Genomic DNA, 25138 nt, shown 5'->3' with positions numbered 1-25138 from the left:
GGCCAAGCGCCCTTGGCGCAGCTCTTTGCCATGAGTTCGGCCTGTTGGGATGAGCGTCATCAATCCGGCCGGTCCTGGCGAGGGCTTGCCCGCTATGCGGTGGACGGCAGCACGCTGCGCACGTCTGACAGTGAGGAGAACCGCGCGCACTTTGGAGCACAGGCTTATGCCTCCGGCGTGGTCGCAAGTTATCCGCAATTGCGGCTTCTGACGCTCACGGCCCTTGCCACGCATCTGGTGCGTGATGCGGTGTTCGGGGCTTACGGCAAAAACGAGATGCTTTATGCCAAAAGCCTGCTTGATCAGGTGCCGGACCGTTCTCTGACCGTCTTCGACAAGGGTTTCTTCAGCGCCAGTCTCTTGCTGCAGTTACACACAAAGGGAGCGCAGCGTCATTGGCTGATCCCGGCCAAAGCCAACAGCACATGGGAGCGTCTTGACCAGAACCCCGGCGATTATCGGGTGCGCATGAAAGTCTCGGCGCAGGCACGGCAGGCGGAGCCGGAATTGCCGGGGTTCTGGGAGGCCAGAGCAATCGAGACAACCACCCGCCATGGGAAAAAGCGCATTCTGTTGACGTCGCTGATGGACACCAAAGCGTATCCGGCAAACGAAATCGTACTTCAGTATGAAGAACGATGGCGCATCGAGACCAGTTACCGCGAGCTCAAGCAGGACCTTCTCGGCAGCGAATTGACCCTGCGCAGCGGCACGCCGGAAACGGTCTATCAGGAGGTCTGGGGCGCTCTGCTGGCCTACAATCTGGTGCGGTTGGAAATGGCAGAAGTCGCTGTCGAAGCCGAAGTCAGGCCGATCGAACTCAGCTTCACCGCAGCCTTGCACTATTTACGTCACGAATGGGGATGGATAGCCATCGAATCCCCCGGCAAAATTCCCGCTCACCTCTCCAGATTGAGGCACAGATTGGCAGACTTGCTCATCACAACAAAACGGGGGCGTGCTTGCCCCCGTGTCGTCAAAAATCTGCCAGCACGCTACAATAGCAGAACCGTAATGGCCCTTAAGTGAACTGCATTACCCTAACGGGGGCCTTTTTCCTTTCCGCAATCGGAGAATGCTCAATGCAGGTGCTCGACCCTACAAAGGACGCGCATACCCTTGCCAAGGCGCCGCTCGCAGCCTCGGGAACGTGTGACCAATCGCGGTTGCCGGTGGCGGACAGTGCGAGGGGCGGAAGACCGTCAGCGAACAGAAGCCGCGGTCAGGAATATCCGCGATCAGACTGTTCTAAGCGAAGAACTTGATCGCGGTTGCACCGATCAAGAACAGTGGCGGAAAACCTAAAATATCGCCTCGACCGCCTAGAGAGCGGCCGAAGTGGTCGTTCCCACTAGCGGTAAACTACAAACGCGCCGGTTATTGCGACGATTGCAACAGAAAGACCAATCGACAAAACGATCATCGTTTTCTCCTCCGTACACCCCTAGCGTTGTTGTACGATTTGAATACCAGCTAGCCTAGTGCAAACGGGCAACAGCGCGCTTTGTTCGAGGTGTCCTGGTAGACGCCCCCTATTTTTGGCGCGGTGTCTCTTTGTGCGGGCGGCGCCTCGACGGATCTCCGCGAGGCAGGAACAATGGCGGCTGGATCTACGCGAAAAACGCGATCGGCTAGGGCAGAGCCGGAGCCGATAAGCCAAACGGAACTGGATGGCCGGTCGGCCGTTCTTCCATTGGAAGGAGGAACCGCCATGCCATCTCAGAGACCCGACTTCGAAAAGACGATGAAAAGCGTCCCCCAGGCATCGGGGGAAGCGCGACATGCGGCGCCGATGCATCTCCCCGCGTTGACAAATGAACAGAGAAATCTGCTCGAAGCCTACAGACTCGGCCAACTCGACGAGAAGAGGTTTCAGGAGCGCCTGGCTGACGACCCTATCTTGTTGGAATACGTTCGAAAGATATGTCGCCCGACTGACCCGTCAGTCAGAACCCACTGACGACTGATGTCAAAAAGAGCCCGCGGTGTTGGCGGGGCAGGTGGCAACCGGTATGCCGTGCAGAAATGCATAACAGGCCGGCGAGGTTCCTTGCATGTGGATGACGCCACGCGATGGCTCGGATGTGCAAGTGGTTCTCGTCTTTCACGCCTTGCTGGTATAGCTCGATGATGATCGCTCCTACGCGCATGCCTGCAACAAGTGCAAGGATGCCGTGGGACGCATGACGGTAATTTCGGCGCTGATCAGCAAGACAATGTGGCTGTACGAGCTCAATCAGTGACCACGACGCGACTTGTCTTGGGAGAGTGGATCTCGGGCCAGTTTGATGGATAGGATTTCTGGCCTCCGCTTGCGTAAACAGCGGTTAATATACCGGCCCCTAAGACGACGATGGCAGCAATTTTGCATATCATTGCTCACATCTCGCTCATAATCGGCTCGATGAATAGCCGCGATTTTATGAATGGTCTGTTAAATTCCGGCAAATGCGCCGGCGAGCTCGAGGGCGAGCGCGGCGCGTGACGGCTTCGTTGATGTGTTCAGACCTTACCGGCGACCTGCATTGGAGCTGGCGGGAAGAAAAGAAAGTCGAAGCCGAGAGAGGATCGGACCTGGCAAAGGGTGCTGATCGTTTCGAGGAGTGTTCGAAAAGCTCGGATGGCAAGAGCGCCGGGACAAGCACGGGCTCTGGCAGGTCAGCGCCAGCTAGACCAAGAAAAACGCGCCGAGCGCGGAGGGCGGTACGTGCGCTTCGTGCAAGAGATACACGGATCGCGCGTCTATGACGGCCGGTCACAGATCCCGTTTGACCGGACGACGGCCAAACCTCACAAAGTCCAGAGGGCCAAGACAAACATCGCGGCCCAGATGAGGGCGGAAAGTTCAACGGCTACCAAAAAACCAACAGCGCGATCGCTCATGTTATCCTCCTCAGGCAACCTCCATTGCCTTCAAGAAACGTTTCCGGGCGAATTATTGTTCCGCTACGCGCGATTCGCATTTATGCGTGTTGGCTGATCGCCGCATTTTCTACTGCAGCGAATAGACGAAAACCGCTTTGTACACCGCGATAAAACCACCAACTGCGGTGATCACTGCCAAGACCATTGCCAGCAAGAGTACGGCCTTCGTGACCCGGCCGTTCGGCCGTTGTGCCCGATCATTTTCATCCGTTCCCAATGCTACTGCCCTTTCAAACTGTCGTGCGTCAACAGCGGTGCTGTCCGCGTAGCCCGTCGCACGAGACCGCCCCACAGGGGTGCCAACTCTCTTGCAATATTTTGCTTTTTCGGTGCTTCCACAACTCCACCTTCGTCGTATCAGGGCCGGCGCATGGGGTTTTACTGCGACCGTCGTTGCGAGCCTTGGCCTGCTGCGCAAGTGGTGCGAATCGCCGTATCGCGGCGGCAATTTTCAGGCGCATGCAATGCCTTAAATTGCGGGGGTTGAGATACAACCTGAGATATGGTGCAAACGGTGCGTTCGCTTGTCGGACCTGGGGACATGATGTTTCTGGCGCCCCGTTGATTTCGGTCAGCGGGGCTGTTTTTCGAGTACTTTTACTTGTCTTTTTTTCCAAGTGTGAGCGGGCTGCTTGCCTGTTTGACCTGCGCACCCTGCGCTGAGTGGGGCGCAGCCGCCGACTTGTCTTTCTTCGGCTTTCGCGTTTCGCGATTACTTCTAACTTGACCCTTTGCCATAGTAGGCCTCCTTGCTCCGGTCGAGACCAAATGGAAACGACGACGCTCCTACGGGTGGCCTAAGTGGGAACAAAAGCAAGGGATTTTTTCGCTCTCCGGTCCCGACGAAGAAACTTTGGCCACGGGGCTGGGTCGCGATGATCCGTGTTTGAACACTGCCGGTATCCGTGTACTGCGTCGCCCCTTGGTTACCGCGACTGGACATTGTCGCGGACTCTCTTCAACACTTGGCAGAGCTGTGAAAGCGTTCGTCCCCGAAGCGGGTGGCGGCACGGAAAACCAATGGGCGAGGATGAGACATGGTCGACAGACTGAAGGGCAAGATTGCCATTATCTCCGGCGGAGCGACTGGCATGGGCGGGGCAGCATCGCGGCTATTTGCAAGCGAGGGCGCCAAGGTGGCGATCGTCGACCGCAACGAGCCGGCAGCACGCGAGACCGTGCAAGCGATTCGGGATGCGGGGGGCGTTGCCGATCATTGGGTTGCCGACGTGTCGGACGAGGCGGCCGTCATCAGCGCGGTCAAAGGCGTCGAGGAGCGGTTCGGCGCTGTCACGGTTCTTTTCAATCATGCGGGAACGATCGTCATCAAGCCTTTCCTGGAGACCACCCTTGAGGAGTGGGAATGGCTGCATGCGGTCAACGTACGTTCGATGTTCCTGATGACGCGGGCCGTGCTGCCCGGCATGATCGCAGCCGGCGGCGGTTCCATTGTCTGCACGTCTTCGATTTCCGCGGTTGCCGCGACGCCCATGGAAGTCCTTTATGACACCACGAAGGGCGCGGTCCACATGTTTGCCCGGGCGATCGGCGTCGAGTTCCGGGACCGCAACATCCGCTGCAATGCGGTTTGCCCCGGCTTTATCCGGACCCCGCACGGTCTGCGAGAAGTGACCGAGCTGCAGGCGCTGGGCGTGGATGTATCGGATGCCGCAATCGCCGCACAGCAGGGGCGCATAGGCGAGCCAGAGGATGTGGCGAGGGCGGCGCTCTATCTTGCCAGCGACGAGTCGATCTTCGTCAACGGTGCCCATCTGTTCGTCGATAACGGGTTCACGGCGATCTAGCGAGGCCGGCGGCATTCGGCGGATAAGAAAGGGCCGAGGCGGCAAGCCTCGGCGCATCTCGTTTTTGGAGGCTCACCCTACAGGCGACGCCGAGGGTTGGCTACCTGACGGTCTTCGTTGCGTGGCGGCGACCCTTGCCGATATCCGGCAGGAAGATGGTCAACAGGCCAAGCAGCGGCAGATACGAGCAGATGCGATAGACGAACTCGATGCCCATCCGGTCCGCCACCATGCCGAGTCCGGCTGCCCCGATGCCACCGATCCCGAAAGCGAAGCCGAAGAACAGTCCGGCGATCATGCCGACGCGGCCGGGCACCAATTCCTGCGCGAAGACGACGATCGCCGAAAAGGCCGAGGCCAGGATCACGCCGATCAGGAAGGTGAGCAAGATTGTCCAGGTATAGTCGGCGTAGGGCAGGGCAAGCGTAAAGGGCAGGGCGCCGAGAATCGAGAACCAGATCACGAACTTGGTGCCGAACCAGTCGACGATCGGTCCGCCCGCCACGGTGCCAATGGCAACCGCGCCTAGGAACACGAAGAGCAGGATCTGCGCCTCCTGCACCGAAACCTGGAAGCGCTCGATCATGTAGAAGGTATAGTAGCTCGAAAGGCTCGTCATGTAGACGTATTTAGAGAAGACCAGCACCGCGAGCACGGCGATTGCCATGATTACCTTGCGGCGCGGCAGCTGCACGGCAACGACTGCGCTCTTGCGACCCGCGCTTGTCTTGCGGTGGTTCGCATACCATGCGCCGACACGCCAGAGAATGATCATGCCGGTGAGGGCTGCGAGCGAGAACCAGGCCACACTCTGTTGGCCGCGCGGCAGAACGATGAAGGCCGCAAGCAACGGACCGATCGCCGATCCGAAGTTTCCGCCCACCTGGAACAGCGATTGGGCAAGGCCGTGGCGCCCGCCGGATGCAAGCCGGGCGACGCGCGACGATTCGGGGTGGAACACCGCCGAGCCGAGGCCGACCACCCCTGCGCCGATCAGCAGCACCCAGTAGGAGTGCGCATAGGCGAGCAGGACGAGGCCGATCAGGGTGAAGCCCATGCCGATGGAAAGGGAGTAAGGCAGCGGGCGCTTGTCGGTGTAGATGCCGATCAGGGGCTGCAGGAGCGACGCCGTGACTTGAAACACGAGACCGAGGAAGCCGATTTGGGTGAAATCGAGTCCATAGGTGCCTTTGATCATCGGATAGAGGGCAGGGATCAACGACTGCATGGTGTCGTTCAGAAGATGGCAGAAGCTCACCGCCATGATGATGCCGAAGACTGTCTGTTCCGCAGAGTGCCTCTCTGCCGTCGTTGCGCTGTTTGTCACGATTTTACTCCGTCGTTTGACCATCCGGGGATAGACGACTTGCTGCCGTCCCGCTTTCGTGTTTTGGTCTTGTTGTTTCGCGAGTGGGCCAAATGAGATGAAGACTGCGCTGAAACAGTCGGCGAGCGAATTGTCAAAGCTCCATTTGGAGCGACTGGCGGCAATCGAGGCCGCGTCGGAACCAGTCTACGCAATCCCCTCGGAATACCCCGCCGGCTATCACGTGGAGGCTCACAGCCACAGTCGCGCGCAGTTTGTTTACGCCCGAACCGGGGTCGTCATGGTTTCATCCAGTCAAGGTCGATGGATGGTGCCGCCGGAACACGCGCTCTGGATTCCCGCAGGTCTCGAGCATACCGTCGACATGCTGGGCGATGTCACAATGCTGTCCGCCTATATCGCGCCCGGCGCATCGGCTGAGGGACCAACGACCATACGCGTCGTGGTGCTGACGGACCTTGCGCGCGCCCTGACCGTGGAAGCTGTCGCGCCACACGGCGACGCTCATGGGTCCGAGCGGCAACGGCTCATCATGGCGTTGCTCCTGGAAGAGGTGCTGCGGCTACCAGACCGTCCCTTGGGCCTGCCTTTTCCTGCCGACCAGCGCCTCGCCGCGCTCTGCCGCAGCTTCATGGAAAGCCCCACCGCACGGCTGGTGATCGACGATTGGGCGCAGCGGCTGGCAATGAGCCGACGCGCGTTCACCCGGGCGTTTCGAAGCGAGACCGGAATCAGCCTCTCGACATGGCGGCAGCAGGCGACGGTGTTCACTGCCTTGCCCCGCCTCGCCGCGGGCGAACCGGTGACGGCTGTCGCGCTCGATCTGGGTTACGACAGCGTTGCCGCTTTTTCGACCATGTTCAGACGCGTGCTGGGCGCCGCACCGCGTGCCTATTTCAGGTCGCCCGATCAGTCATAAACTCTGATCCACCGCCTTTCGGGACTTCCCAGGTCGCACCCACTGAGGCGCGATCGTTATTTCGTGCGGTGAAGACGCATCGTGGCCTGCACGGCTCGAATTCGCGAAGCATTCGTTTGACATTCGCTTAATCTTCGTTTTAAGTGTCCTTACTTTCGCAATCGCTCAGTATTTTTGCGGTGCGGCATTTTCTGGCTCGGAGGGGGAACGTGGGCCGTCAGATCTACGATCTTTTTGTTATCGGTGGCGGTATCAACGGTTGCGGGATCGCGCGCGACGCGGCTGGCCGCGGCTATTCGGTCGCGCTGGCCGAGATGAACGACTTTGCGTCCGGTACGTCTTCCGGCGCGACGAAGCTCATTCATGGCGGTTTGCGTTATCTGGAGCACTACGAGTTTCGTTTGGTGCGCGAATCCTTGATGGAGCGCGAAATTCTCTGGGCGATGGCGCCGCACATCATCTGGCCGATGCGTTTCGTCCTGCCCTATCACAGGGGAGGCATCCGTCCGGCCTGGCTCATCCGCCTGGGGCTTTTCCTCTACGATCATCTTGGCGGCCGCAAGCTTCTGCCGCCGACAGCCGTGCTCGACATGCGCCGGGACACGGCTGGAAAGCCATTGAAGGCGCTGTTCACGAAGGCTTTCGAATATTCGGATGGCTGGGTGGATGATGCACGCATGGTCGTCCTTAACGCACGCGACGCGGCCGATCGCGGTGCGCAGATCATGCCGCGGACAAAAGTGGTCTCCGCTCATCGCGAGAACGGTCTTTGGTCAATCGATACGGTGGACGCGGCAACAGGGCAGGCTCAGACCTTTCAGGCTCGCATGCTGGTGAATGCGGCCGGTCCCTGGGTCGATCACGTCATTCGCGCTGCCTTCGGACAGAACGAGGCGCATCATGTCCGGCTCGTCCAGGGCAGCCATATCGTCGTGAATAAGAAGTTCGACGATCCGCGGGCGTACTTCTTCCAGAATCCGGACAACCGCATCATCTTCGCCATCCCCTACGAGCAGGACTTCACGCTCATCGGCACGACCGATCGCGACTATACCGCCGATCCGAAGGACGTGAAGATCTCCGAGGAGGAGACGACGTATCTTTGCAATGCTGCGAGCGAATACTTCAAGGAGCCGGTGCGGCCGGATGATATCGTCTGGACCTACTCGGCCGTGCGGCCGCTCTTCGACGACGGCGCATCGAAGGCGCAGGAAGCGACCCGCGACTATGTGCTGAAAGTGGAAGGCGAGGGTGGCAGTGCGCCGCTTCTTAACGTTTTCGGCGGCAAGTTGACAACCTACCGGCGGCTTTCCGAGCACGCGCTGGAAAAGATCGGGGCAGCAATCGGCACGAAAGGCGCGCCGTGGACGGCAAAGAGCCACCTGCCGGGCGGCGATTTTGCTGCAAGGGGATACGAAGCCGAGGTCGGCAAGCTGAAGGGGCGCTATCCCTTCCTTGCAGACGCGCATGCGCGCCGGCTGGTTCGGCGCTACGGCACCAAGGCTGCGGTCCTGCTGGGGCAGGCGAGCAGCGCAGAAGATCTCGGGCGCTGTTTTGGCAGCGACCTCTACGAGGCAGAGGTTCGCTATCTGATTGATCACGAATGGGCTAGGCGCGCGGAAGACGTGCTCTGGCGGAGAACGAAGGACGGCCTGCGTCTGACGAAGGAACAGGCGGCACTATTGGAGGAATACATGGCTGCGCTACCGGCTCAGATGGCCGGGTAACAGTGCGCCATGTCGTCCCCGCTGTTGAGGAGGCACGGGAACAGGAATGCTTGAATTGCGGAACGCCGCAAAGATGGTTGGCGGGGAATATCATATCCACGCAACCAATCTTGCGTTTGAACGAGGCACGCTGAACGTGCTGCTGGGGCCAACGCTCTCCGGCAAGACGTCGCTGATGCGATTGATGGCCGGGCTTGACCGCCCGACAAGCGGTTCCGTCCATTTCGACGGCGCCGATGTCACAGGCGTGCCGGTGCAGAAGCGCAACGTCGCGATGGTCTACCAGCAGTTCATCAACTATCCGGCTTTTTCGGTCTACGAGAACATTGCCTCGCCGATGCGGATCGCCGGCAAGGATGCCGCAACGATCGACCGCGAGGTGCGAAAGGCCGCAGAACTGATGCGGCTGACGCCCTATCTCGACCGCATGCCTCTTAATTTGTCCGGCGGTCAGCAGCAGCGCACCGCGCTTGCCCGCGCGCTCGTCAAGAACGCAAGCCTGGTGCTCATGGATGAGCCGCTGGCAAACCTCGACTACAAACTGCGTGAGGAATTGCGTGCGGAACTGCCAAAGATATTCGCGCAATCGGGCGCCATTTTCGTCTATGCGACCACAGAGCCGTCCGAGGCGCTGTTGCTCGGGGGCAATACGGCGACGCTTTCGGAAGGGCGCGTGACGCAATTCGGTTCGACGATCAGCGTCTATCGCAACCCTTTCGATCTCGTCACTGCGAAGACCTTCGCCGATCCGCCTCTCAACTTCATCGACGTGGTGAAGACCGGCGGAACGTTCCAGCGGCAGGGAGGCGATATCCTTTCGGTGCCGGGCCATCTCGCCAGCATGGCCGACGGTCCTGTGACTGTGGCGTTTCACCCACATCACCTTGCGCTTTCGGCGCAGTCACCGAACGCGGCGCGGCTGCGGGCGCGCACGCAGATCTCGGAGATCACCGGTTCCGAAAGCTTCGTGCACCTGGATTATGACGGGGTGCGATGGGTCATGCTTGCTCACGGGATTCACGACATCGATCCGGATACCGAGGTCGAGGTATTTCTGGACACCCGCCATCTGATGGCATTCGACACCGACGGCCGCGCGATCGCGACCGGCACTCAGGCGTAAAGGGCAGGGACATGGCACGCATCACGCTCGACCACATCCGCCACGCCTACGGGCCGAACCCGACGTCGGAGAAGGACTACGCACTTCGCGAAGTCGATCACGAATGGCGCGACGGCGGCGCCTACGCGCTGCTTGGACCGTCCGGTTGCGGAAAGACGACGCTGCTCAACATCATTTCCGGCCTGTTGCAGCCGTCGCATGGTCGCATCCTCTTCGACGGCAACGATGTAACCAACCTTTCGACGCAGGCGCGCAACATCGCGCAGGTGTTCCAGTTCCCGGTGATCTACGACACGATGACCGTATACGACAATCTGGCCTTTCCCCTCCGCAACCGCGGGGTGGCCGAGCCTGAGGTCGATCGTCGCGTTCGCGATATCCTCGAGATGATCGATCTCGCGGGGATGGCGAAGCGCAAGGCCCAGGGCCTGACCGCCGATCAGAAGCAGAAAATCTCGCTCGGGCGAGGACTGGTGCGCAACGACGTCAACGCCATCCTGTTCGATGAGCCGCTGACCGTCATCGACCCGCACATGAAGTGGGTTTTGCGCTCGCAGCTGAAGCGGCTGCACAAACAGTTCGGCTTCACCATGGTCTACGTCACGCACGACCAGACCGAGGCCCTGACGTTCGCCGACAAGGTCGTCGTCATGTACGAGGGCGAGATCGTGCAGATCGGTACGCCGGCCGAGCTTTTCGAGCGCCCGAGCCACACTTTCGTCGGCTATTTCATCGGCTCCCCGGGCATGAATGTCATTCCTGCGACGTTGGCAGGAAATGTCGTGACGATCGGCCGCGAGACGCTGTCGCTCGATTATGCGCCGAAGGTCTCGGTGGGTGCGAAGACGGAACTCGGCATCCGTCCGGAATTCATCCGGATCGGACGCGAGGGAATGCCGGTTTCGATCAACAGGGTTGAGGACATCGGACGCCAGAAGATCGTTCGTGCAAGCTTCGCCGGACAGCCGCTCGCCATCGTCGTGACGGAGGACCAGGAAATCCCCGCTGATGCCCGCGTCACCTTCGATCCCGCAGCCATCAATATCTACGCCAATTCCTGGCGTGTCGGCAGGGAGGCCTGAGCCATGCAAAAGACCTGGAACAACAAAGCCTGGTTTCTGGTGCTGCCGGTCCTGCTGCTCGTCGCGTTCTCGGCGGTCATTCCGCTGATGACCGTCGTCAACTACTCGGTGCAGGATACGTTCGGAAACAATGAATTCTTCTGGGCCGGCACAGACTGGTTCGTTCAGACGCTGCATTCCGACCGCTTCTGGGCGGCACTTCAGCGCAACCTCGCTTTCTCGCTGATTATCCTGGCGCTGGAAATTCCGCTCGGCATATTCATCGCTCTCAACATGCCGAAGAAGGGGCTCGGCGTGCCGGTCTGCCTCGTGCTGATGGCGCTGCCGCTGCTTATTCCGTGGAACGTGGTCGGTACGATATGGCAGGTCTTCGGCCGCGTCGACATCGGCCTGCTCGGCCATACGCTGGAGGCAATCGGGCTCGACTACAACTATGTCCGCGACCCCATTGATGCTTGGATTACCGTCATCGTCATGGATGTCTGGCACTGGACGAGCCTTGTGGTGCTGCTCTGCTACGCTGGCCTGGTCTCGATCCCGGATGCCTACTACCAGGCTGCCAAGATCGATGGCGCCTCGCGCTGGTCCGTCTTCCGCTACATCCAGCTGCCGAAGATGAAGCGCGTGCTGCTCATCGCCGTGCTGCTGCGCTTCATGGACAGCTTCATGATCTACACCGAACCCTTCGTCGTCACCGGCGGCGGCCCCGGCAACTCCACGACGTTCCTGTCGATCGATCTCGTGAAGATGGCGGTCGGGCAGTTCGACCTCGGCCCGGCGGCGGCGATGTCGATCATCTACTTCCTGATCATCCTGCTGCTCTCATGGATATTCTACACCGTGATGACCATCGGCGACGAGAACGCGTGAGAAAGGAGAGGACCATGGCTCAGACAATGAAATACAAGCCTGCGGGCAACTTCTCCTGGGTCGTTTCGACGATCTATATCATCTTCCTGCTCCTGCCGATCTATTGGCTGGTCAACATGAGCTTCAAGGAGAATGCCGAGATCACCGGCACCTTCTCGCTGTGGCCGCTCAACCCGACGCTTCGGAACTACACTGTCATCTTCACCGATCCGTCCTGGTACAACGGCTATATCAACTCGATCACCTATGTCGTCATGAACACGGTGATTTCGGTGCTGGCGGCGCTGCCTGCGGCCTATGCCTTCTCGCGGTACCGTTTCCTCGGCGACAAGCATCTGTTCTTCTGGCTTCTGACGAACCGGATGGCCCCGCCCGCCGTCTTCGCGCTGCCGTTCTTCCAGCTCTACTCTGCATTCGGCCTGATCGACACGCATATTGCGGTTGCACTCGCCCACTGCCTGTTCAACGTGCCGCTGGCGGTCTGGATCCTGGAAGGTTTCATGTCCGGGGTGCCGAAGGAAATCGACGAGACGGCCTATATCGACGGCTACTCGTTCCCGCGCTTCTTCGTGAGGATCTTCATACCACTGGTCGCTTCTGGCGTCGGTGTCGCTGCCTTCTTCTGCTTCATGTTCTCATGGGTGGAACTGCTGCTCGCCCGGACACTGACGACGACTGCGGCAAAGCCGATCTCGGCGATCATGACGCGAACGGTTTCGGCCTCGGGCATGGACTGGGGTGTGCTTGCCGCAGCCGGGGTGCTGACCATCATTCCCGGCGCGCTCGTCATCTATTTCGTCCGCAATTACATCGCCAAGGGCTTCGCGCTCGGTCGCGTCTGACAAGGGAGGACCACTCATGAACTTTTCCTGGATGGCGTGGACGCTGCCGACCGCATTGTTTTTTCTGACGATTCTCATGCTGCTGATCGGCATGAGCGTTTGGGAATATTTGGCGCCGGGCGGCTCGCCGCGTGTGGGTATCCTCAGGTTCGAGACCACGCGGGGAGACCGGCTTTTCATATCGCTGCTCGGTGCAGCGTTCATACATCTCGCATGGCTGGGCCTTGTCGGGCCCAACCTGTGGTGGGCTCTTGCCCTTGCCGTAGTCTACGCCGTCGGCGTGTTCCGCTACGTCTAAGGGCAGGGAGATACAGATGGCCGGGGGTACTGGCCGCCTGACGTGAAGACTGCAATCGCAAACCCCGGGAGGATATCATGCGAAGGCATTTACTAGCGACAACAGCAGGCATCGTGCTGGCCATGGCGGGCTCCGCCTATGCCGGCATGGACGAGGCGAAAACATTCCTGGACAAGGAAGTCGGCGATCTCTCGACGCTTTCCCGTGCTGACCAGGAAAAGGAGATGCAATGGTTTATCGATGCGGGCAAGCCTTTTGCCGGCTTGGATATCAAGGTCGTCTCCGAAACGCTGACCACTCATGAATATGAATCGAAGGTGCTGGCACCGGCCTTCACGGCGATCACCGGCATCAAGATCACCCATGACCTGATCGGCGAAGGCGATGTCGTCGAAAAGCTGCAGACGCAGATGCAGTCCGGCGAGAACATCTACGACGCCTATGTCAACGATAGCGACCTCATCGGCACCCACTGGCGCTACCAGCAGGCTCGCTCGCTGACCGACTGGATGGCGAACGAAGGCAAGGACGTTACCAATCCGGGCCTTGACATCAACGACTTCATCGGCACGAAGTTCACGACTGCGCCCGACAAGAAGCTCTATCAGCTTCCCGACCAGCAGTTCGCGAACCTCTACTGGTTCCGCTACGACTGGTTCAACGACGCGAAGAACAAGGCCGACTTCAAGGCGAAGTACGGCTACGATCTCGGCGTTCCGGTCAACTGGTCCGCTTACGAGGACATCGCCGAATTCTTCACCGGCCGCGAAATCGACGGCAAGAAGGTCTTCGGCCACATGGACTACGGCAAGAAGGACCCGTCGCTCGGCTGGCGCTTCACCGATGCATGGCTCTCGATGGCCGGTAACGGCGACAAGGGGCTTCCGAACGGCCTTCCGGTCGATGAGTGGGGCATCAAGGTCGATGAGAACTCCCGTCCGGTCGGATCGTGCGTTGCGCGCGGCGGCGACACAAACGGCCCGGCGTCGGTCTATTCGATCCAGAAGTATCTCGATTGGATCAAGGCCTATGCTCCGCCGGAAGCTGGAGGCATGACCTTCTCGGAATCTGGTCCGGTTCCGGCGCAGGGCAATATCGCCCAGCAGATCTTCTGGTACACGGCCTTTACAGCCGATGCTGTCAAGAAGGGCCTGCCGGTCGTCAACGAAGACGGCACGCCGAAGTGGCGCATGGCACCGAGCCCGCACGGCGTCTACTGGAAAGACGGCATGAAGCTCGGCTATCAGGACGTTGGTTCGTGGACGCTGATGAAATCGACGCCTGATGATCGCGCCAAGGCTGCGTGGCTCTATGCGCAGTTCGTGACGTCGAAGACGGTGGATGTGAAGAAGAGCCATGTCGGCCTCACCTTCATTCGCGAGTCCACCATTCGCGACAAGAGCTTCACAGAGCGCGCTCCGAAGCTCGGCGGCCTGATCGAATTCTATCGTTCGCCCGCTCGCGTACAGTGGTCGCCAACTGGTACCAATGTTCCTGACTATCCGAAGCTCGCTCAGCTTTGGTGGCAGGCAATCGGCGATGCTTCGTCCGGCGCAAAGACGCCGCAGGAAGCCATGGATTCGCTTTGCTCGGAACAGGAAAAGGTCCTGCAGCGCCTGGAACGCGCCAAGGTGCAGGGCGATATCGGACCGAAGCTCGCCGAGGAGCATGATCTCGAATACTGGAACAAGGACGCGGTCGCAAAGGGCAACCTTGCGCCGCAGCTGAAGATCGAGAACGAGAAAGAAAAGCCGGTTACCGTCAACTACGACGAACTGGTCAAGAGCTGGCAGTCGAACTGATCGGCTGCTTTGACCGGGGCAACAGCCCCGGTCAATAGCTAAGCCGGCGGCACACAACGCTGCCGCCGGTACCACGCCAAATTTCCAGATGCGCATCGCACGACCTGCCGCTTCAACGGCCGGCGGGGGATTCTCTTGCAGTCGAGGCAGGTAATGAGCGGCTATATTCTCGCAATCGATCAGGGCACGACCTCGTCGCGTGCGATCGTCTTCGATGCCGGGATGGGCATGATTGCTTCGGCGCAAGAGGAGATCAAACAGTATTATCCTCAGCCGGGTTGGGTCGAGCACGATCCCCGCGAGATATGGGAGAGCGTCGTCAGCACGGCGAAGCAGGCAATCGAGCGTGCCGGCATTTCACCAGCCGCAATCGCTGCGATCGGTATCACCAATCAGCGCGAAACCACGGTCGTCTGGGATCGCAAATCGGGTCAGCCGTTGCACAAGGCGATCGTCTGGCAGGACAGGCGCACCACGGAAATCTGCGATAGTCTCAAGGCCGACGGCTATGAGAAACTGTTTCGGGCCAAAACAGGGCTTTTGCTCGATCCCTATTTCTCGGGAACGAAACTGCGCTGGTTGCTCGACAATGTCGATGGCTTGCAGCAGGGCGCGGAAGCAGGAGACGTGTGCTTCGGGACGATCGACAGCTGGTTGATCTTCAACCTAACCGGTGGCCGGGTTCATGCGGCCGATGCGACCAACGCATCCAGAACCATGCTTTACAACATCGCGGAGAGTGAGTGGGATGATGAGCTTCTCGGTGTCTTGCGGATACCGGCGTCAGTCCTCCCAGAGATCAAGGATTGTTCTGACGATTTTGGAACGACGGATGCCGGGATATTTGGCGCGGCAATTCCGATCCTTGGGGTAGCCGGGGACCAGCAGGCCGCAACCATCGGCAACGCCTGCTTCGATCCAGGCATGATAAAATCGACATACGGAACGGGCTGTTTCGCCTTGCTGAATACCGGTCGCGATCGGGTCATGTCGTCGAACCGGATGCTGACGACGATCGCCTACAGGCTAGAGGGCGAGACCACATACGCGCTGGAAGGATCGATTTTCATAGCGGGCGCTGCGGTGCAATGGCTGCGCGACGGCCTCGGCGTCATTTCGCATGCATCCGAAAGCGGCGCGCTGGCGCTAAGGGCCGATGCCGGTCAGCAGGTCTATGTCGTGCCGGCCTTTACCGGCCTCGGCGCGCCGTACTGGGACCCCGAAGCGCGCGGCGCGATCTTTGGCCTGACGAGGAACAGCGGTCCGGCCGAACTTGCGCACGCCGTGCTCGAATCCGTCGCGTATCAGACGCTCGATCTGCTCGTTGCAATGAGGAAGGATTGGGGCGACCACGGCATTGAAACGGTATTGCGTGTCGACGGCGGCATGGCCGCTTCCGATTGGACCATGCAACGCCTTGCCGATATCGTCGCCAATCCGGTCGACCGTTCGGCCGTCCCCGAGACGACGGCGCTCGGTGCTGCCTGGCTGGCAGGCTCGAAGGCGGGCGTGTGGCCGGGGCGGCGACAATTTGCAGAAGCATGGAATTGCAGCCGACGTTTTCTACCCTCCATGGCCGACGGGGTGCGCCAGACCAAGATCGCGGGGTGGCGCAACGCCGTGTCGCGCACATTGTCCGGAGCGCAATTCGGCAGCCAGATTTCCTGACGCTCGCGGAAGTGTTCATGCCGGATGCCGCCGCCTTTGCTCAGGTCGAATAGGCGCCGAGAGAAAAGGAAAAGTTCGGCTTGACCGGCGCACGACGATTGGTGAATGCATAGGCGGCGATTGTTGCTCCCCAAGCGTATGCAATCGTGGCCTTCTTGAGGAGATGAGAATGACGTCGAGCAGCCTGTTCGTATCGGCCAAAGGCGCGAACTGGACAAATCCGGAGCCGGGTGTCACCCGCCGCATCATGGCCTATCTGCCCGAGATGATGATGGTCGAAGTCGTTTTCGAGAAGGATGCAGTGGGGGCAGCGCATTCGCATCCACATGTCCAGGCGAGCTATGTCGCGGAAGGCAGCTTCGCGGTGACCATTGATGGCAAGACGGAGACATTGACGGAAGGTGGCAGCTTCATTGTCCCCTCCAACCTTGTGCACGGCGTCAAAGCACTGGAAAAGGGACGATTGATCGATACCTTCACGCCACATCGGGCGGAATTCCTCGGCTAAGCTGTTGTGCATGAGCGATGCTGGCAGCACGGCGGGGGCGCCGCCAGGTTGCCGGGCGTAGATTCAACGCCAGGCAAAGCCAAACTACAGGACCCGATGCATGTTTCTGACAGACGAAGAGCTTATCGATATCAAGCAGTTTCGACGCGATCTTCATCGGAATCCTGAGGTATCCGGGGAGGAGACTGAAACGGCACTCCGCGTCCGACAGGCATTGCTGCCGACAAAGCCAGACCGGATTGTCTCGAACCTCGGCGGCCATGGACTTGCGGCAGTTTACGACGGTGGGGTCGCCGGGCCGACGGTCATGATCCGCGCCGAACTGGATGGGCTTCCGATCGAGGAAATCTCTGACGCTGCTCATCGATCGACGGTTGCGGGCAAAGGTCATCTTTGCGGTCACGACGGGCACATGGCGACACTGATCGCACTGGCCAAGGGCCTTGGCCGCAAGCGACCGGCAAAGGGCCGGGTCGTCCTGATGTTTCAGCCGTCGGAGGAAAATGGCGCCGGGGCTGCGGCTGTTTTGGCCGATCCGAAGTTTGCTGTGCTGATGCCTGACTTGGCGTTGTCGCTCCATAATTTTCCCGGTGTCAGGCTTGGCCACGCACTTTTGCGGGAGGGGCCGGTGAACTGCGCCTCGCGCGGCATGAAGATCGTCCTCAAGGGCAAAACATCGCATGCCTCCTATCCGGAGGATGGCATAGCACCGACGTTTGCACTGGCGCGGCTGCTCGGCGGGCTGACGTCCCTTGGCAACAATGCAGCTCTCGGACCGGATTATACCCTGGTTACCGTCACCCATGCCCGCCTGGGCGAGCCTGCCTTCGGGATCAGCCCGGGCCAGGCGGAAATCTGGGCAACACTGCGGACATTGACGGATGAGAGGATGACCGCGCTTGTGCACGGCGCGGAAACGCTTGCACGCAAACAGGCGCAGGCGGCAGGGCTGCAGTTGGAGATCTCCTACGAGGACGTCTTCCGGCAGTGCTTCAATTCGGCAGAGGCCGTCGATGCACTGCGTCGTGCATTGGACGAGGAAGGCATTGCCGTTGACAATCCGAGCGATCTCTTGCCGATGAAGGCATCCGAAGATTTCGGACTGTTTCGAACCGTGGCGCCGTCAGCGATGTTTTTCCTGGGGGCAGGCGAGGATCATCCACGGCTGCACAACCCGGACTACGACTTCCCGGACGAACTGATTTCCATCGGCTCGCGTGTTTTCATGCGCGCGATCCGGAACGTTCTCGGGTGATTTGATCACGCGCGGAGCGCGTTTTTCTCTTTCCTGCGCGGAACGATGGGCCTATCTAGCGATGGCACGGATCGGACAAGGCTTCGGCTGTTTTCGTTGGTCCGACTGCTCGCATACTTTGCATTTCACATTGGCAGTTTGATGACAGCGATAGATACGACCGGGAAGAAAGGCGATGCGCAAAGCGCGCGCCGGGCAAAGATCGTCGCGCTGGTCGTTGCCGTCTCCTTCTTCATGCAGATCCTCGATGGAACGATCGTCACCACGTCGCTGCCGCAGATGGCGGCAAGCTTTGGCGTTCAGCCCGTGTCGATGAGCATCGGCATTACCGTCTACATGCTGACCATGGCGGCTTTCATCCCGCTCGCCGGCTGGCTCGGCGACCGCTATGGGGCAAGGCGCGTCTTCATGACGTCGATCGCCATATTCACGGCGGCTTCCCTGTTTTGCGGGCTTTCCAGCGGACTGGTCGAATTCGTCGTTGCGCGCGCCATCCAGGGTGCGGGCAGTGCGTTGATGACGCCGGTCGGCCGCATCATCGTGCTGAAGAACGCCCGAAAGTCCGAGCTCGTTCAGGCAATCGCGCTCATTACCTGGCCGGCACTGACCGCGCCCGTCATCGGGCCGCTGCTCGGGAGCTTCATTACGACCTATGCCAGCTGGCACTGGAACTTTCTGATCAACCTGCCGATCGGGGCTATCGGCATGGCGCTGGTCTGGCGCTTCGTGCCGGAGCAGCGCGAGGAGGATGCAGGCAGGCTCGATCTGCGCGGCTTGGTACTCAGCGCAGTCGGTCTTACTCTTCTGCTTGCCGCGCTTGAGTTGTCGGTCAAATGGCATGGCGGCCTCCTGCCGATCCTGGCGATGCTTGCGGCAGGGATGGTGCTGTCGTTCATGGCGACGCGGCATTTACTGCGGATCGACAATCCGCTCCTCGATCTCTCCGCTTTCAAGGTCCACACCTATGCCGTCGCCACGCTGTCGGCCGGTACGGCCAGCCGGGTCGCGATCAATGCCACACCGTTTCTACTGCCACTACTCTTTCAGCTCGGCTTCGGCCTGAGTTCGATCGAAGCAGGTGCCTATCTGCTCGTCTATTTCCTTGGCAATCTCGGTATGAAGGTGGTGACGACTCCCTTGCTTGCCAGGCTGGGCTTCCGCACCGTCCTTTGTTTCAACGGCCTGATCGCAGCGGTCTCCATCGCTGCCTGCGGGTTTCTTTCGCCGGCGACGCCGCGTATCGTCATCTATGCGCTTCTTCTGACCGCCGGTCTTTCGCGCTCCATGGAGTTTACGGCGCTCAATACGCTGGCCTTTGCCGACATCAATCCGGTGCAGCGCAGTTCTGCCTCGACTTTGTCCAGCATGCTGCAACAGGTCTCGCTGCTGCTCGGCGTTGCAATCGCCGCCGCCGTGCTCAACATTTCGGTCGCGTTTCGCGGTCTGGACAATCCGGGGCTGGCGGACTTCCGTTGGGCGTTCCTCGTCATCGGAGCAATCGGCATGGTGTCGTCGCTGCGCTTCCTGCAACTGGCACCGGATGCGGGCGCAGAGGTTTCGGGACACCGGTTGCGGCGGTAAACTGGCGGGACCGTACCCAGGTGTTCGCTCTGCTGGGCTGGCTGCGAACCCGATTTCGACATCGCCACGTTGCGACCGACGTGCTATCGACGGCAGTTGAACGCGAACGGGACGGCTCGACTTCTCGTACTTCGCCTTTCTGTCGCCTTTCTTTCCTATGAAAAGCAAGCCTCCAACCTGACATAGCAAACCCAAGCGGGGACATCTTGCGGCTGACACCTATTCTGCTTCGGACTTTTCTGTTCCTTTCGCTGGCCGCGGCCAGCGGGACCCTTGTTCATGCGCAGACGCCGCAGCCGCAGGCCGCTCAAGTTCAAGCGCAGCAGCAATCCGCCGAACCGGCACCGCTTGCCACGACAGCCGTCGAGCAGGCGGCGAAGGATATAGAGAAAGCCAAAAGCGCGCTCGCGTCCCTGCAGGATGGCGTGAAGCAGAACGGCCAAGACGACGATGCGCTCGTTGCGCTGAATGGCAAGGCCGACCAGCTCGGCCGCGCTGTCATTGGTATTTCCAGCGGATTCGCTCCGCGCCTGGATCAGATCAAGGCACGTCTTGCGGAACTCGGCGATCCGCCGAAGGAAGGGCAGCCGGCGGAGGCAGAGATTGTCGCCAACGAGCGCAATGCACTGACGGCCGAACGGGCGCAAATCAACGCCGTGAAGGGCGATGCCGAAAGCCTGTCTGCCGCGATCGGAAAGCTCAGCAACCAGATTGCTGAAATCCGCCGCCAGCTCTTCGCTGCGACCCTGCTGCGCCGAACGGATATATCGGGCTCGGTCCTTGACGATGCAGCAAGCGCATTTGTCCAGGAGGCCGGCGCTTTCTGGCAGGCTTTGGCAAGCTGGCTGGGTTTCGTTTTGAAATTCAAGGCGCTGGCATTCTTCGCGGCGATCTTCATGTCGCTGGCAACGGCTCTGATTTTGCTATCCGGTGGCTATCGCCTGTTTGGGCACTACCTTCAGCGTAAGGAGACCGCGGTACAGCCTTCTTACATCAGCCGGCTTTCGATTGCCTTCTGGTCGACGCTGATCAGAACGCTCTCGCTCGCTGCTCTACTCGTCTCGTCCTATTTCTTCCTCAACAGTTTCAACGTTTTGAGGTCGGATATTGCGCCTGTGGTTGCCGCGCTTTTCGGCGCGATTGGGCTGGTCTACTTCGTTCGGCGGTTTAGCAATGCAGTCTTTGCGCCGAGAGAGCCGCACTGGCGGCTGGTCAAGCTGTCCAACCGCGGGGCAAGCTCCATCGGCGCCTGCCTGCTGGCGATGGCAATTGTGCATGCCCTCGACTTTTTCTTCGGCAGCATCGGCGAGGCGATGGGCTCGCCGTTGGTCCTCACCGTCGTCAGGAGTCTGATCGCGGCACTGATTATCGGCTTGATCCTGATCGCAGCGTCGTTCGGCAGGCCGATGCTTGCCATGGACGGCGATCCCGACTCCCCCGGGCGGCACTGGCCTCGGGGCATGGCGATCATTCTTCGCGTGCTTGGCGCGGGGCTCATTGTCTCAGCGTTGACCGGCTATGTCGGTCTGGCACGGTTCGTCGCCTCCCAGTTGATCGTCACGGGCGCGATTGGCGTCACGACCTATATCGGCCTGCTTTCCGGCAAGGCGATATCGCGCAACGAAACCTTCGGCGATACCGCTCCGGGGCGGTTTGTTGCGCGGCGTTTCAAGCTCGGCCCCGTTGCCATCGATCAGGTGGGACTGCTGGTGGGCTTCTGCATCTATGGCGTCGCTCTGGCGGTGGGCATTCCGCTGATCCTGCTGCTTTGGGGCTTTCATGTGCAGGACCTGCAACTGCTTGCCTATCGACTCTTCACTGAGGTCAGGTTCGGCGGGATCAACATTTCGCTCGTCGGAATATTCACGGGCATTCTGTTGTTTGCCGGCGGCTATCTGCTGACGCGCTGGATCCAGCGGTGGCTCGACAGCAACATCATGGCGCGCAGCCACGTCGATCTCGGCGTGCGCAATTCGGTGAAGACCGGCATCGGCTATCTCGGCGTTGGCATTGCGGCGCTGATCGGCATTTCGTCTGCGGGCATCGATCTCTCCAACTTCGCGCTCGTCGCATCTGCGCTGTCGGTCGGTATCGGTTTCGGCTTGCAGAATATCGTGTCGAACTTCGTATCGGGCCTGATTTTGCTCGTGGAGCGGCCATTCAAGGTCGGAGATCATGTCGTTTCCGGCACGGCGGAAGGCATTGTCAAGCGGATCTCAGTGCGGGCCACGGAGATCGAGACTTTCCGCAAACAGTCGATCATCGTGCCGAACTCGGAGCTTATCAATGCTTCCGTCGGCAACTGGACACACCGAAACAAGATGGGTCGCTCGGAGATTCCGGTCTCAGTGAGTTACAATGCGGACCCGCAGAAGGTGATGGACATTCTGCTGGAGCTGGTGAATGCAGTGCCGCTTGTGTTGCGCAATCCGGAGCCACAGGTCGAGTTCCTGCGTTTCGGTCCGTATTCGCTTGATTTCGAGCTGCGCTTCATGCTCGGCGACATGGGCGATGGCATGAAGATCAGAAACGAGCTGCGCATTGCAATCCTTAAGCGCTTCAGGGCCGAGGGCATCGAAATTCCGCTTCCGCAAAGCGATGTCGTATTCCATCGTCCGCTCGATACGATCACGTCAGCCGCTGCAGATACCAAAGTTGCTGCGGAGGCCGACGACGTCGCCGACCTCGGCGAAACGGATGAACCGGCTGAAAGCGACGGTAGGGTGCGCCGGTTGCGGAGCAAGGCTGCCGACAGCGGTCGAGACCGGCAGTGATTGCAATCCATGCAGTTGCGCAGACAACGAGTTTCGCCGCGCATCGATCGCTTGCCGGCGCTTGCGACAGCGCGATGCAGTGTTGTGCCTATTATTTTAAGCATGTTTTGAACAAAGTCGGGGCGGTCGCCGTGGCCGCCTTTTTGTTGGGCTCCCGAGCGTGCCGATTAATACTTATTCAAACCGCATAATGTAGCGATTTGGACCAGGGCATGGTTTCTTTAAAAGGTTTGGAAATGGCTTTTTTGGGTATTTCGGGGATGCAGTATTCCGGTGGCATGTTTGCAAATGCACGTATTGTCCTGGCGGAAGACTCCAACGTGTTCACCGCGATGATCGGGAGTCGGCTGAAGGAACTCTTCGATATCGATGTCGAGATCTGCCGAAACTTCGAGGAGCTGCAGCTCTGCTACGATAAGACCACGGATCCGATCACGCTCGCCATTTCGAACATCAACCTTCCAGGCGCGGAGAACGGCGAGGCACTCGAATATCTGGTCGACCTCAGCATTCCGACGATCGTCTTCACCGGCACGTTCCAGGCCGGCATGCGCGACAAGCTGATGGCAAAGGATATCGTCGACTACATCCTGAAGGATAATGTCTTTGCCGTCGACCTGCTGGCGGAATCGATCTGCCGCTTCCTGACCAATCACCGCCATCATGTGCTCATCGTCGATGACAGTCCAACTGCACGCGCGCTGCTTTCCAGCCGCCTGAAGCGCTACAATTTCCGCGTCAGCACCGCCGACAGCGGCTTGAAGGCGCTGGAGATCCTGAAAGCCAATCGCGACATCGGGTTGATGGTCACCGACTACAACATGCCCGACATCGATGGCTTCGAGCTGACGCGGCGCATCCGGGCCAGCATCGGCTCGCACGAATTGCGCATCATCGGCGTATCATCGTCTTCCAATCGATTGCTCTCCGCTCGGTTCCTTAAGGCCGGCGGCAACGACTTCATGTTGAGGCCGTTCATCGACGAGGAGTTTTATTGCCGCGTCAACCAGAACCTGGATACGCTGTTGCAGATAAAGTCGATGCACAAGCAGCAGTCCGTCGCCTGAAACATTGGTTGACATCCGGATCCGTCGCGGGGCTGGACGCGGCGGGCTCATAGCTCCCGGTTTATGGGCGTCGGTTGTCGCGGACAATCCCAGGTGTTCGTTTTTTTGCAATTTACAGTGTTGCTTCTTGCTGCCCGTCTTCACGCCGAGCGAGCTGTCGGATATCGTCCAAACCGTCGGCAGACGACTCGATTCGAGTTCCGGCACTCAGCGGGGCAGGGCTGGATGGCTTTTCAAGCGGAAAACAACCGATGGGGCGCGGGGCCGCGTTTTGGCGGCCATACGGTACTTTTGGTTGAAGATTCTCGGATGTTTTCCGCAGTTCTGTCACACCGATTTCATGTCGAGCTCGGCTTGAACACCAAGACGTGCGCGTCGCTGAAGAGCCTTCGCGAGGTGCTTTTGCAGGACAGCCAAGCCTACACCATAGCGATCGTCGATCTGACCTTGCCGGATTCGCCATATGGCGAGGCGCTCGATTGCGCGATGGAACACGGCATACCGGCCATCGTTTTTACCGCGACGTTCGACATCGGGACGCGCAATCGGATCATGGAGCGGAATGTCGTCGACTATGTGCTGAAGGACAGCGAGTTCGCGCTCGACAACCTCGTCGCGGCGGTTCGGCGGGCGATGACAAACAGGAAGACGCGTGTGCTCGTGGTCGATGACGTCGCTTCGGCGCGACAGCTTCTTGTGGAGCTGCTGGAGGCGCAGCAGTACATGGTGGTCGAAGCCAGTAGCGGCGAGGAGGCTATGTCTGCCCTGCAGAGCTACGGTGACATCGAATTGGTGGTGACCGATCACCACATGCCTGACATGAGCGGACAGGAGCTGACGCGACGGATGCGGAAGCGCTTCGGCTCGGACAGGTTGCGGATCATCGGAGTGTCGTCGTCGAGCGACCGCATGCTTTCCGCGAGCTTTCTCAAGGCGGGCGCATCGGATTTCCTCTATCGGCCGTTCGTTGCGGAGGAGCTTCAATGTCGCGTTGCCAACAATGTCGAGACGCTGACGCAGCTGAAGCAACTGCGGGCCGCCGCCGCACGCGATTATCTGACCGGTCTCTACAACAGGCGCTACTTCTACGACATTGGCCCCAAGCTTGTCACCGATTGCCTGCGGCAGAAGGCAGTAAGCTCTGTCGCCATATTGGATATCGACCACTTCAAGCGGCTCAACGACACCTACGGTCATGAAATCGGCGATACCGTGCTGAAGGCTGTCGCAGACAGATTGGCGACTATTTTCGAAGGCAGCGACAACCTGCTCTCCCGTCTCGGCGGCGAAGAATTCGCTATTCTGTTTCCGATGACGGATTCCATCGCTGCGACGAAATTGTGCGACGAGATACGGTCGGATATTTCGCGGCTGAAGGTGACGGCGGACGACGAGGATCTGTCGGTGACGATATCGATCGGCGTGGCCGAAATCTCAGACTACGAGACGTTCGACAACTATCTGAACGCTGCCGACCAATTTCTCTATATGGCCAAGCACAAAGGCCGCAATCTCGTCTACTCCGACGCGAAGCTGACGGGCGAGGCGGCCCAGTAGTCGCGCCC

At 59.7% G+C, this 25138-nt stretch carries 18 protein-coding genes; 17 read left to right on the top strand and 1 reads right to left on the bottom strand.

Going from position 1 to position 25138, the window contains the following annotated elements; genetic code table 11:
* Both AC1DMK_RS04015 and AC1DMK_RS04010 read left to right on the top strand, forming a co-directional pair.
* Nucleotides 1–1029 (top strand): IS4 family transposase (locus tag AC1DMK_RS04015; RefSeq protein ID WP_477857257.1); only part of this gene is annotated, 1029 nt, incomplete at its 5' end.
* A gap of 2933 nt (nucleotides 1030–3962) precedes the next feature.
* Complete coding sequence (locus AC1DMK_RS04010; protein ID WP_477857256.1) at nucleotides 3963–4730, top strand: SDR family NAD(P)-dependent oxidoreductase; 768 nt, start codon at nucleotides 3963–3965, stop codon at nucleotides 4728–4730.
* 100 nt (nucleotides 4731–4830) lie between these two features.
* On the opposite strand, the gene AC1DMK_RS04005 is transcribed toward AC1DMK_RS04010, so the two are convergent.
* The gene (locus AC1DMK_RS04005) at nucleotides 4831–6057 is read right to left on the bottom strand and encodes an MFS transporter (RefSeq protein ID WP_037061007.1); all 1227 of its coding nucleotides are present in this window, start codon (nucleotides 6055–6057) and stop codon (nucleotides 4831–4833) included.
* Nucleotides 6058–6154: 97 nt separating this feature from the next.
* On the opposite strand from AC1DMK_RS04005, the gene AC1DMK_RS04000 reads away from it, so the two are divergent.
* The 15 genes from AC1DMK_RS04000 to AC1DMK_RS03930 all read left to right on the top strand — a co-directional run bounded on the left by AC1DMK_RS04000 (nucleotide 6155) and on the right by AC1DMK_RS03930 (nucleotide 25130).
* Entirely contained in the window at nucleotides 6155–6976 is an 822-nt protein-coding gene (locus AC1DMK_RS04000; protein WP_477857253.1) for an AraC family transcriptional regulator, read from the top strand.
* Between the two features lie 209 nt (nucleotides 6977–7185).
* A complete protein-coding gene (gene glpD, locus AC1DMK_RS03995; protein ID WP_477857251.1) occupies nucleotides 7186–8703 on the top strand; it encodes a glycerol-3-phosphate dehydrogenase in 1518 nt (505 codons plus the stop codon).
* A gap of 46 nt (nucleotides 8704–8749) precedes the next feature.
* Nucleotides 8750–9826, top strand: a complete 1077-nt coding sequence (locus AC1DMK_RS03990; protein WP_477857249.1) for an ABC transporter ATP-binding protein — start codon at nucleotides 8750–8752, stop codon at nucleotides 9824–9826.
* Nucleotides 9827–9837: 11 nt separating this feature from the next.
* Entirely contained in the window at nucleotides 9838–10908 is a 1071-nt protein-coding gene (locus tag AC1DMK_RS03985) for an ABC transporter ATP-binding protein (protein ID WP_037061014.1), read from the top strand.
* A 3-nt stretch (nucleotides 10909–10911) separates the two neighbouring features.
* Entirely contained in the window at nucleotides 10912–11778 is an 867-nt protein-coding gene (locus tag AC1DMK_RS03980; protein WP_477857247.1) for a carbohydrate ABC transporter permease, read from the top strand.
* Nucleotides 11779–11792: 14 nt separating this feature from the next.
* Nucleotides 11793–12620 (top strand): carbohydrate ABC transporter permease, encoded by an 828-nt coding sequence (locus tag AC1DMK_RS03975; RefSeq protein ID WP_057468321.1) that lies wholly within the window; start codon nucleotides 11793–11795, stop codon nucleotides 12618–12620.
* 16 nt (nucleotides 12621–12636) lie between these two features.
* On the top strand, nucleotides 12637–12918 hold the full coding sequence (locus AC1DMK_RS03970; RefSeq protein WP_037061017.1) for a DUF2160 domain-containing protein: 282 nt from the start codon (nucleotides 12637–12639) through the stop codon (nucleotides 12916–12918).
* Between the two features lie 77 nt (nucleotides 12919–12995).
* Nucleotides 12996–14720 carry an ABC transporter substrate-binding protein gene (locus AC1DMK_RS03965; RefSeq protein ID WP_037061018.1) on the top strand — a complete coding sequence of 575 codons (1725 nt, stop codon included), beginning with the start codon at nucleotides 12996–12998 and terminating at the stop codon, nucleotides 14718–14720.
* Between the two features lie 153 nt (nucleotides 14721–14873).
* Complete coding sequence (gene glpK / locus AC1DMK_RS03960) at nucleotides 14874–16388, top strand: glycerol kinase GlpK (protein WP_037061019.1); 1515 nt, start codon at nucleotides 14874–14876, stop codon at nucleotides 16386–16388.
* A 169-nt stretch (nucleotides 16389–16557) separates the two neighbouring features.
* Nucleotides 16558–16896, top strand: a complete 339-nt coding sequence (locus AC1DMK_RS03955; RefSeq protein ID WP_037061021.1) for a cupin domain-containing protein — start codon at nucleotides 16558–16560, stop codon at nucleotides 16894–16896.
* A gap of 100 nt (nucleotides 16897–16996) precedes the next feature.
* Complete coding sequence (locus AC1DMK_RS03950; RefSeq protein ID WP_477857244.1) at nucleotides 16997–18151, top strand: amidohydrolase; 1155 nt, start codon at nucleotides 16997–16999, stop codon at nucleotides 18149–18151.
* A 141-nt stretch (nucleotides 18152–18292) separates the two neighbouring features.
* Nucleotides 18293–19732 (top strand): MFS transporter, encoded by a 1440-nt coding sequence (locus AC1DMK_RS03945; RefSeq protein ID WP_477857243.1) that lies wholly within the window; start codon nucleotides 18293–18295, stop codon nucleotides 19730–19732.
* A 206-nt stretch (nucleotides 19733–19938) separates the two neighbouring features.
* Nucleotides 19939–22506, top strand: coding sequence for a mechanosensitive ion channel domain-containing protein (locus tag AC1DMK_RS03940; RefSeq protein WP_477857242.1), 2568 nt, complete (start codon nucleotides 19939–19941; stop codon nucleotides 22504–22506).
* Between the two features lie 236 nt (nucleotides 22507–22742).
* A complete protein-coding gene (locus AC1DMK_RS03935; protein WP_477857240.1) occupies nucleotides 22743–23573 on the top strand; it encodes a response regulator in 831 nt (276 codons plus the stop codon).
* A 225-nt stretch (nucleotides 23574–23798) separates the two neighbouring features.
* Complete coding sequence (locus tag AC1DMK_RS03930; protein WP_037061028.1) at nucleotides 23799–25130, top strand: diguanylate cyclase; 1332 nt, start codon at nucleotides 23799–23801, stop codon at nucleotides 25128–25130.
* Nucleotides 25131–25138 lie beyond the last annotated feature (8 nt).

This window comes from Rhizobium sp. 05L419, from assembly GCF_056397845.1.
The sequence above is the reverse complement of the archived record's forward strand: the minus strand, read 5'-3'. Positions and strand labels throughout refer to the sequence as shown.

What these genes read in the sequence shown, in the direction of transcription:
- AC1DMK_RS03930 (WP_037061028.1), top strand. Translation starts at nt 23,799, where the DNA reads ATGGCTTTTCAAGCGGAAAACAACCGATGGGGCGCGGGGCCGCGTTTT.
- AC1DMK_RS03970 (WP_037061017.1), top strand. Translation starts at nt 12,637, where the DNA reads ATGAACTTTTCCTGGATGGCGTGGACGCTGCCGACCGCATTGTTTTTT.
- AC1DMK_RS03990 (WP_477857249.1), top strand. Translation starts at nt 8,750, where the DNA reads ATGCTTGAATTGCGGAACGCCGCAAAGATGGTTGGCGGGGAATATCAT.
- AC1DMK_RS03950 (WP_477857244.1), top strand. Translation starts at nt 16,997, where the DNA reads ATGTTTCTGACAGACGAAGAGCTTATCGATATCAAGCAGTTTCGACGC.
- AC1DMK_RS03955 (WP_037061021.1), top strand. Translation starts at nt 16,558, where the DNA reads ATGACGTCGAGCAGCCTGTTCGTATCGGCCAAAGGCGCGAACTGGACA.
- AC1DMK_RS04010 (WP_477857256.1), top strand. Translation starts at nt 3,963, where the DNA reads ATGGTCGACAGACTGAAGGGCAAGATTGCCATTATCTCCGGCGGAGCG.
- AC1DMK_RS04000 (WP_477857253.1), top strand. Translation starts at nt 6,155, where the DNA reads ATGAAGACTGCGCTGAAACAGTCGGCGAGCGAATTGTCAAAGCTCCAT.
- AC1DMK_RS03975 (WP_057468321.1), top strand. Translation starts at nt 11,793, where the DNA reads ATGGCTCAGACAATGAAATACAAGCCTGCGGGCAACTTCTCCTGGGTC.
- glpK (WP_037061019.1), top strand. Translation starts at nt 14,874, where the DNA reads ATGAGCGGCTATATTCTCGCAATCGATCAGGGCACGACCTCGTCGCGT.
- AC1DMK_RS03945 (WP_477857243.1), top strand. Translation starts at nt 18,293, where the DNA reads ATGACAGCGATAGATACGACCGGGAAGAAAGGCGATGCGCAAAGCGCG.
- AC1DMK_RS03980 (WP_477857247.1), top strand. Translation starts at nt 10,912, where the DNA reads ATGCAAAAGACCTGGAACAACAAAGCCTGGTTTCTGGTGCTGCCGGTC.
- AC1DMK_RS03935 (WP_477857240.1), top strand. Translation starts at nt 22,743, where the DNA reads ATGGCTTTTTTGGGTATTTCGGGGATGCAGTATTCCGGTGGCATGTTT.
- AC1DMK_RS03985 (WP_037061014.1), top strand. Translation starts at nt 9,838, where the DNA reads ATGGCACGCATCACGCTCGACCACATCCGCCACGCCTACGGGCCGAAC.
- AC1DMK_RS03965 (WP_037061018.1), top strand. Translation starts at nt 12,996, where the DNA reads ATGCGAAGGCATTTACTAGCGACAACAGCAGGCATCGTGCTGGCCATG.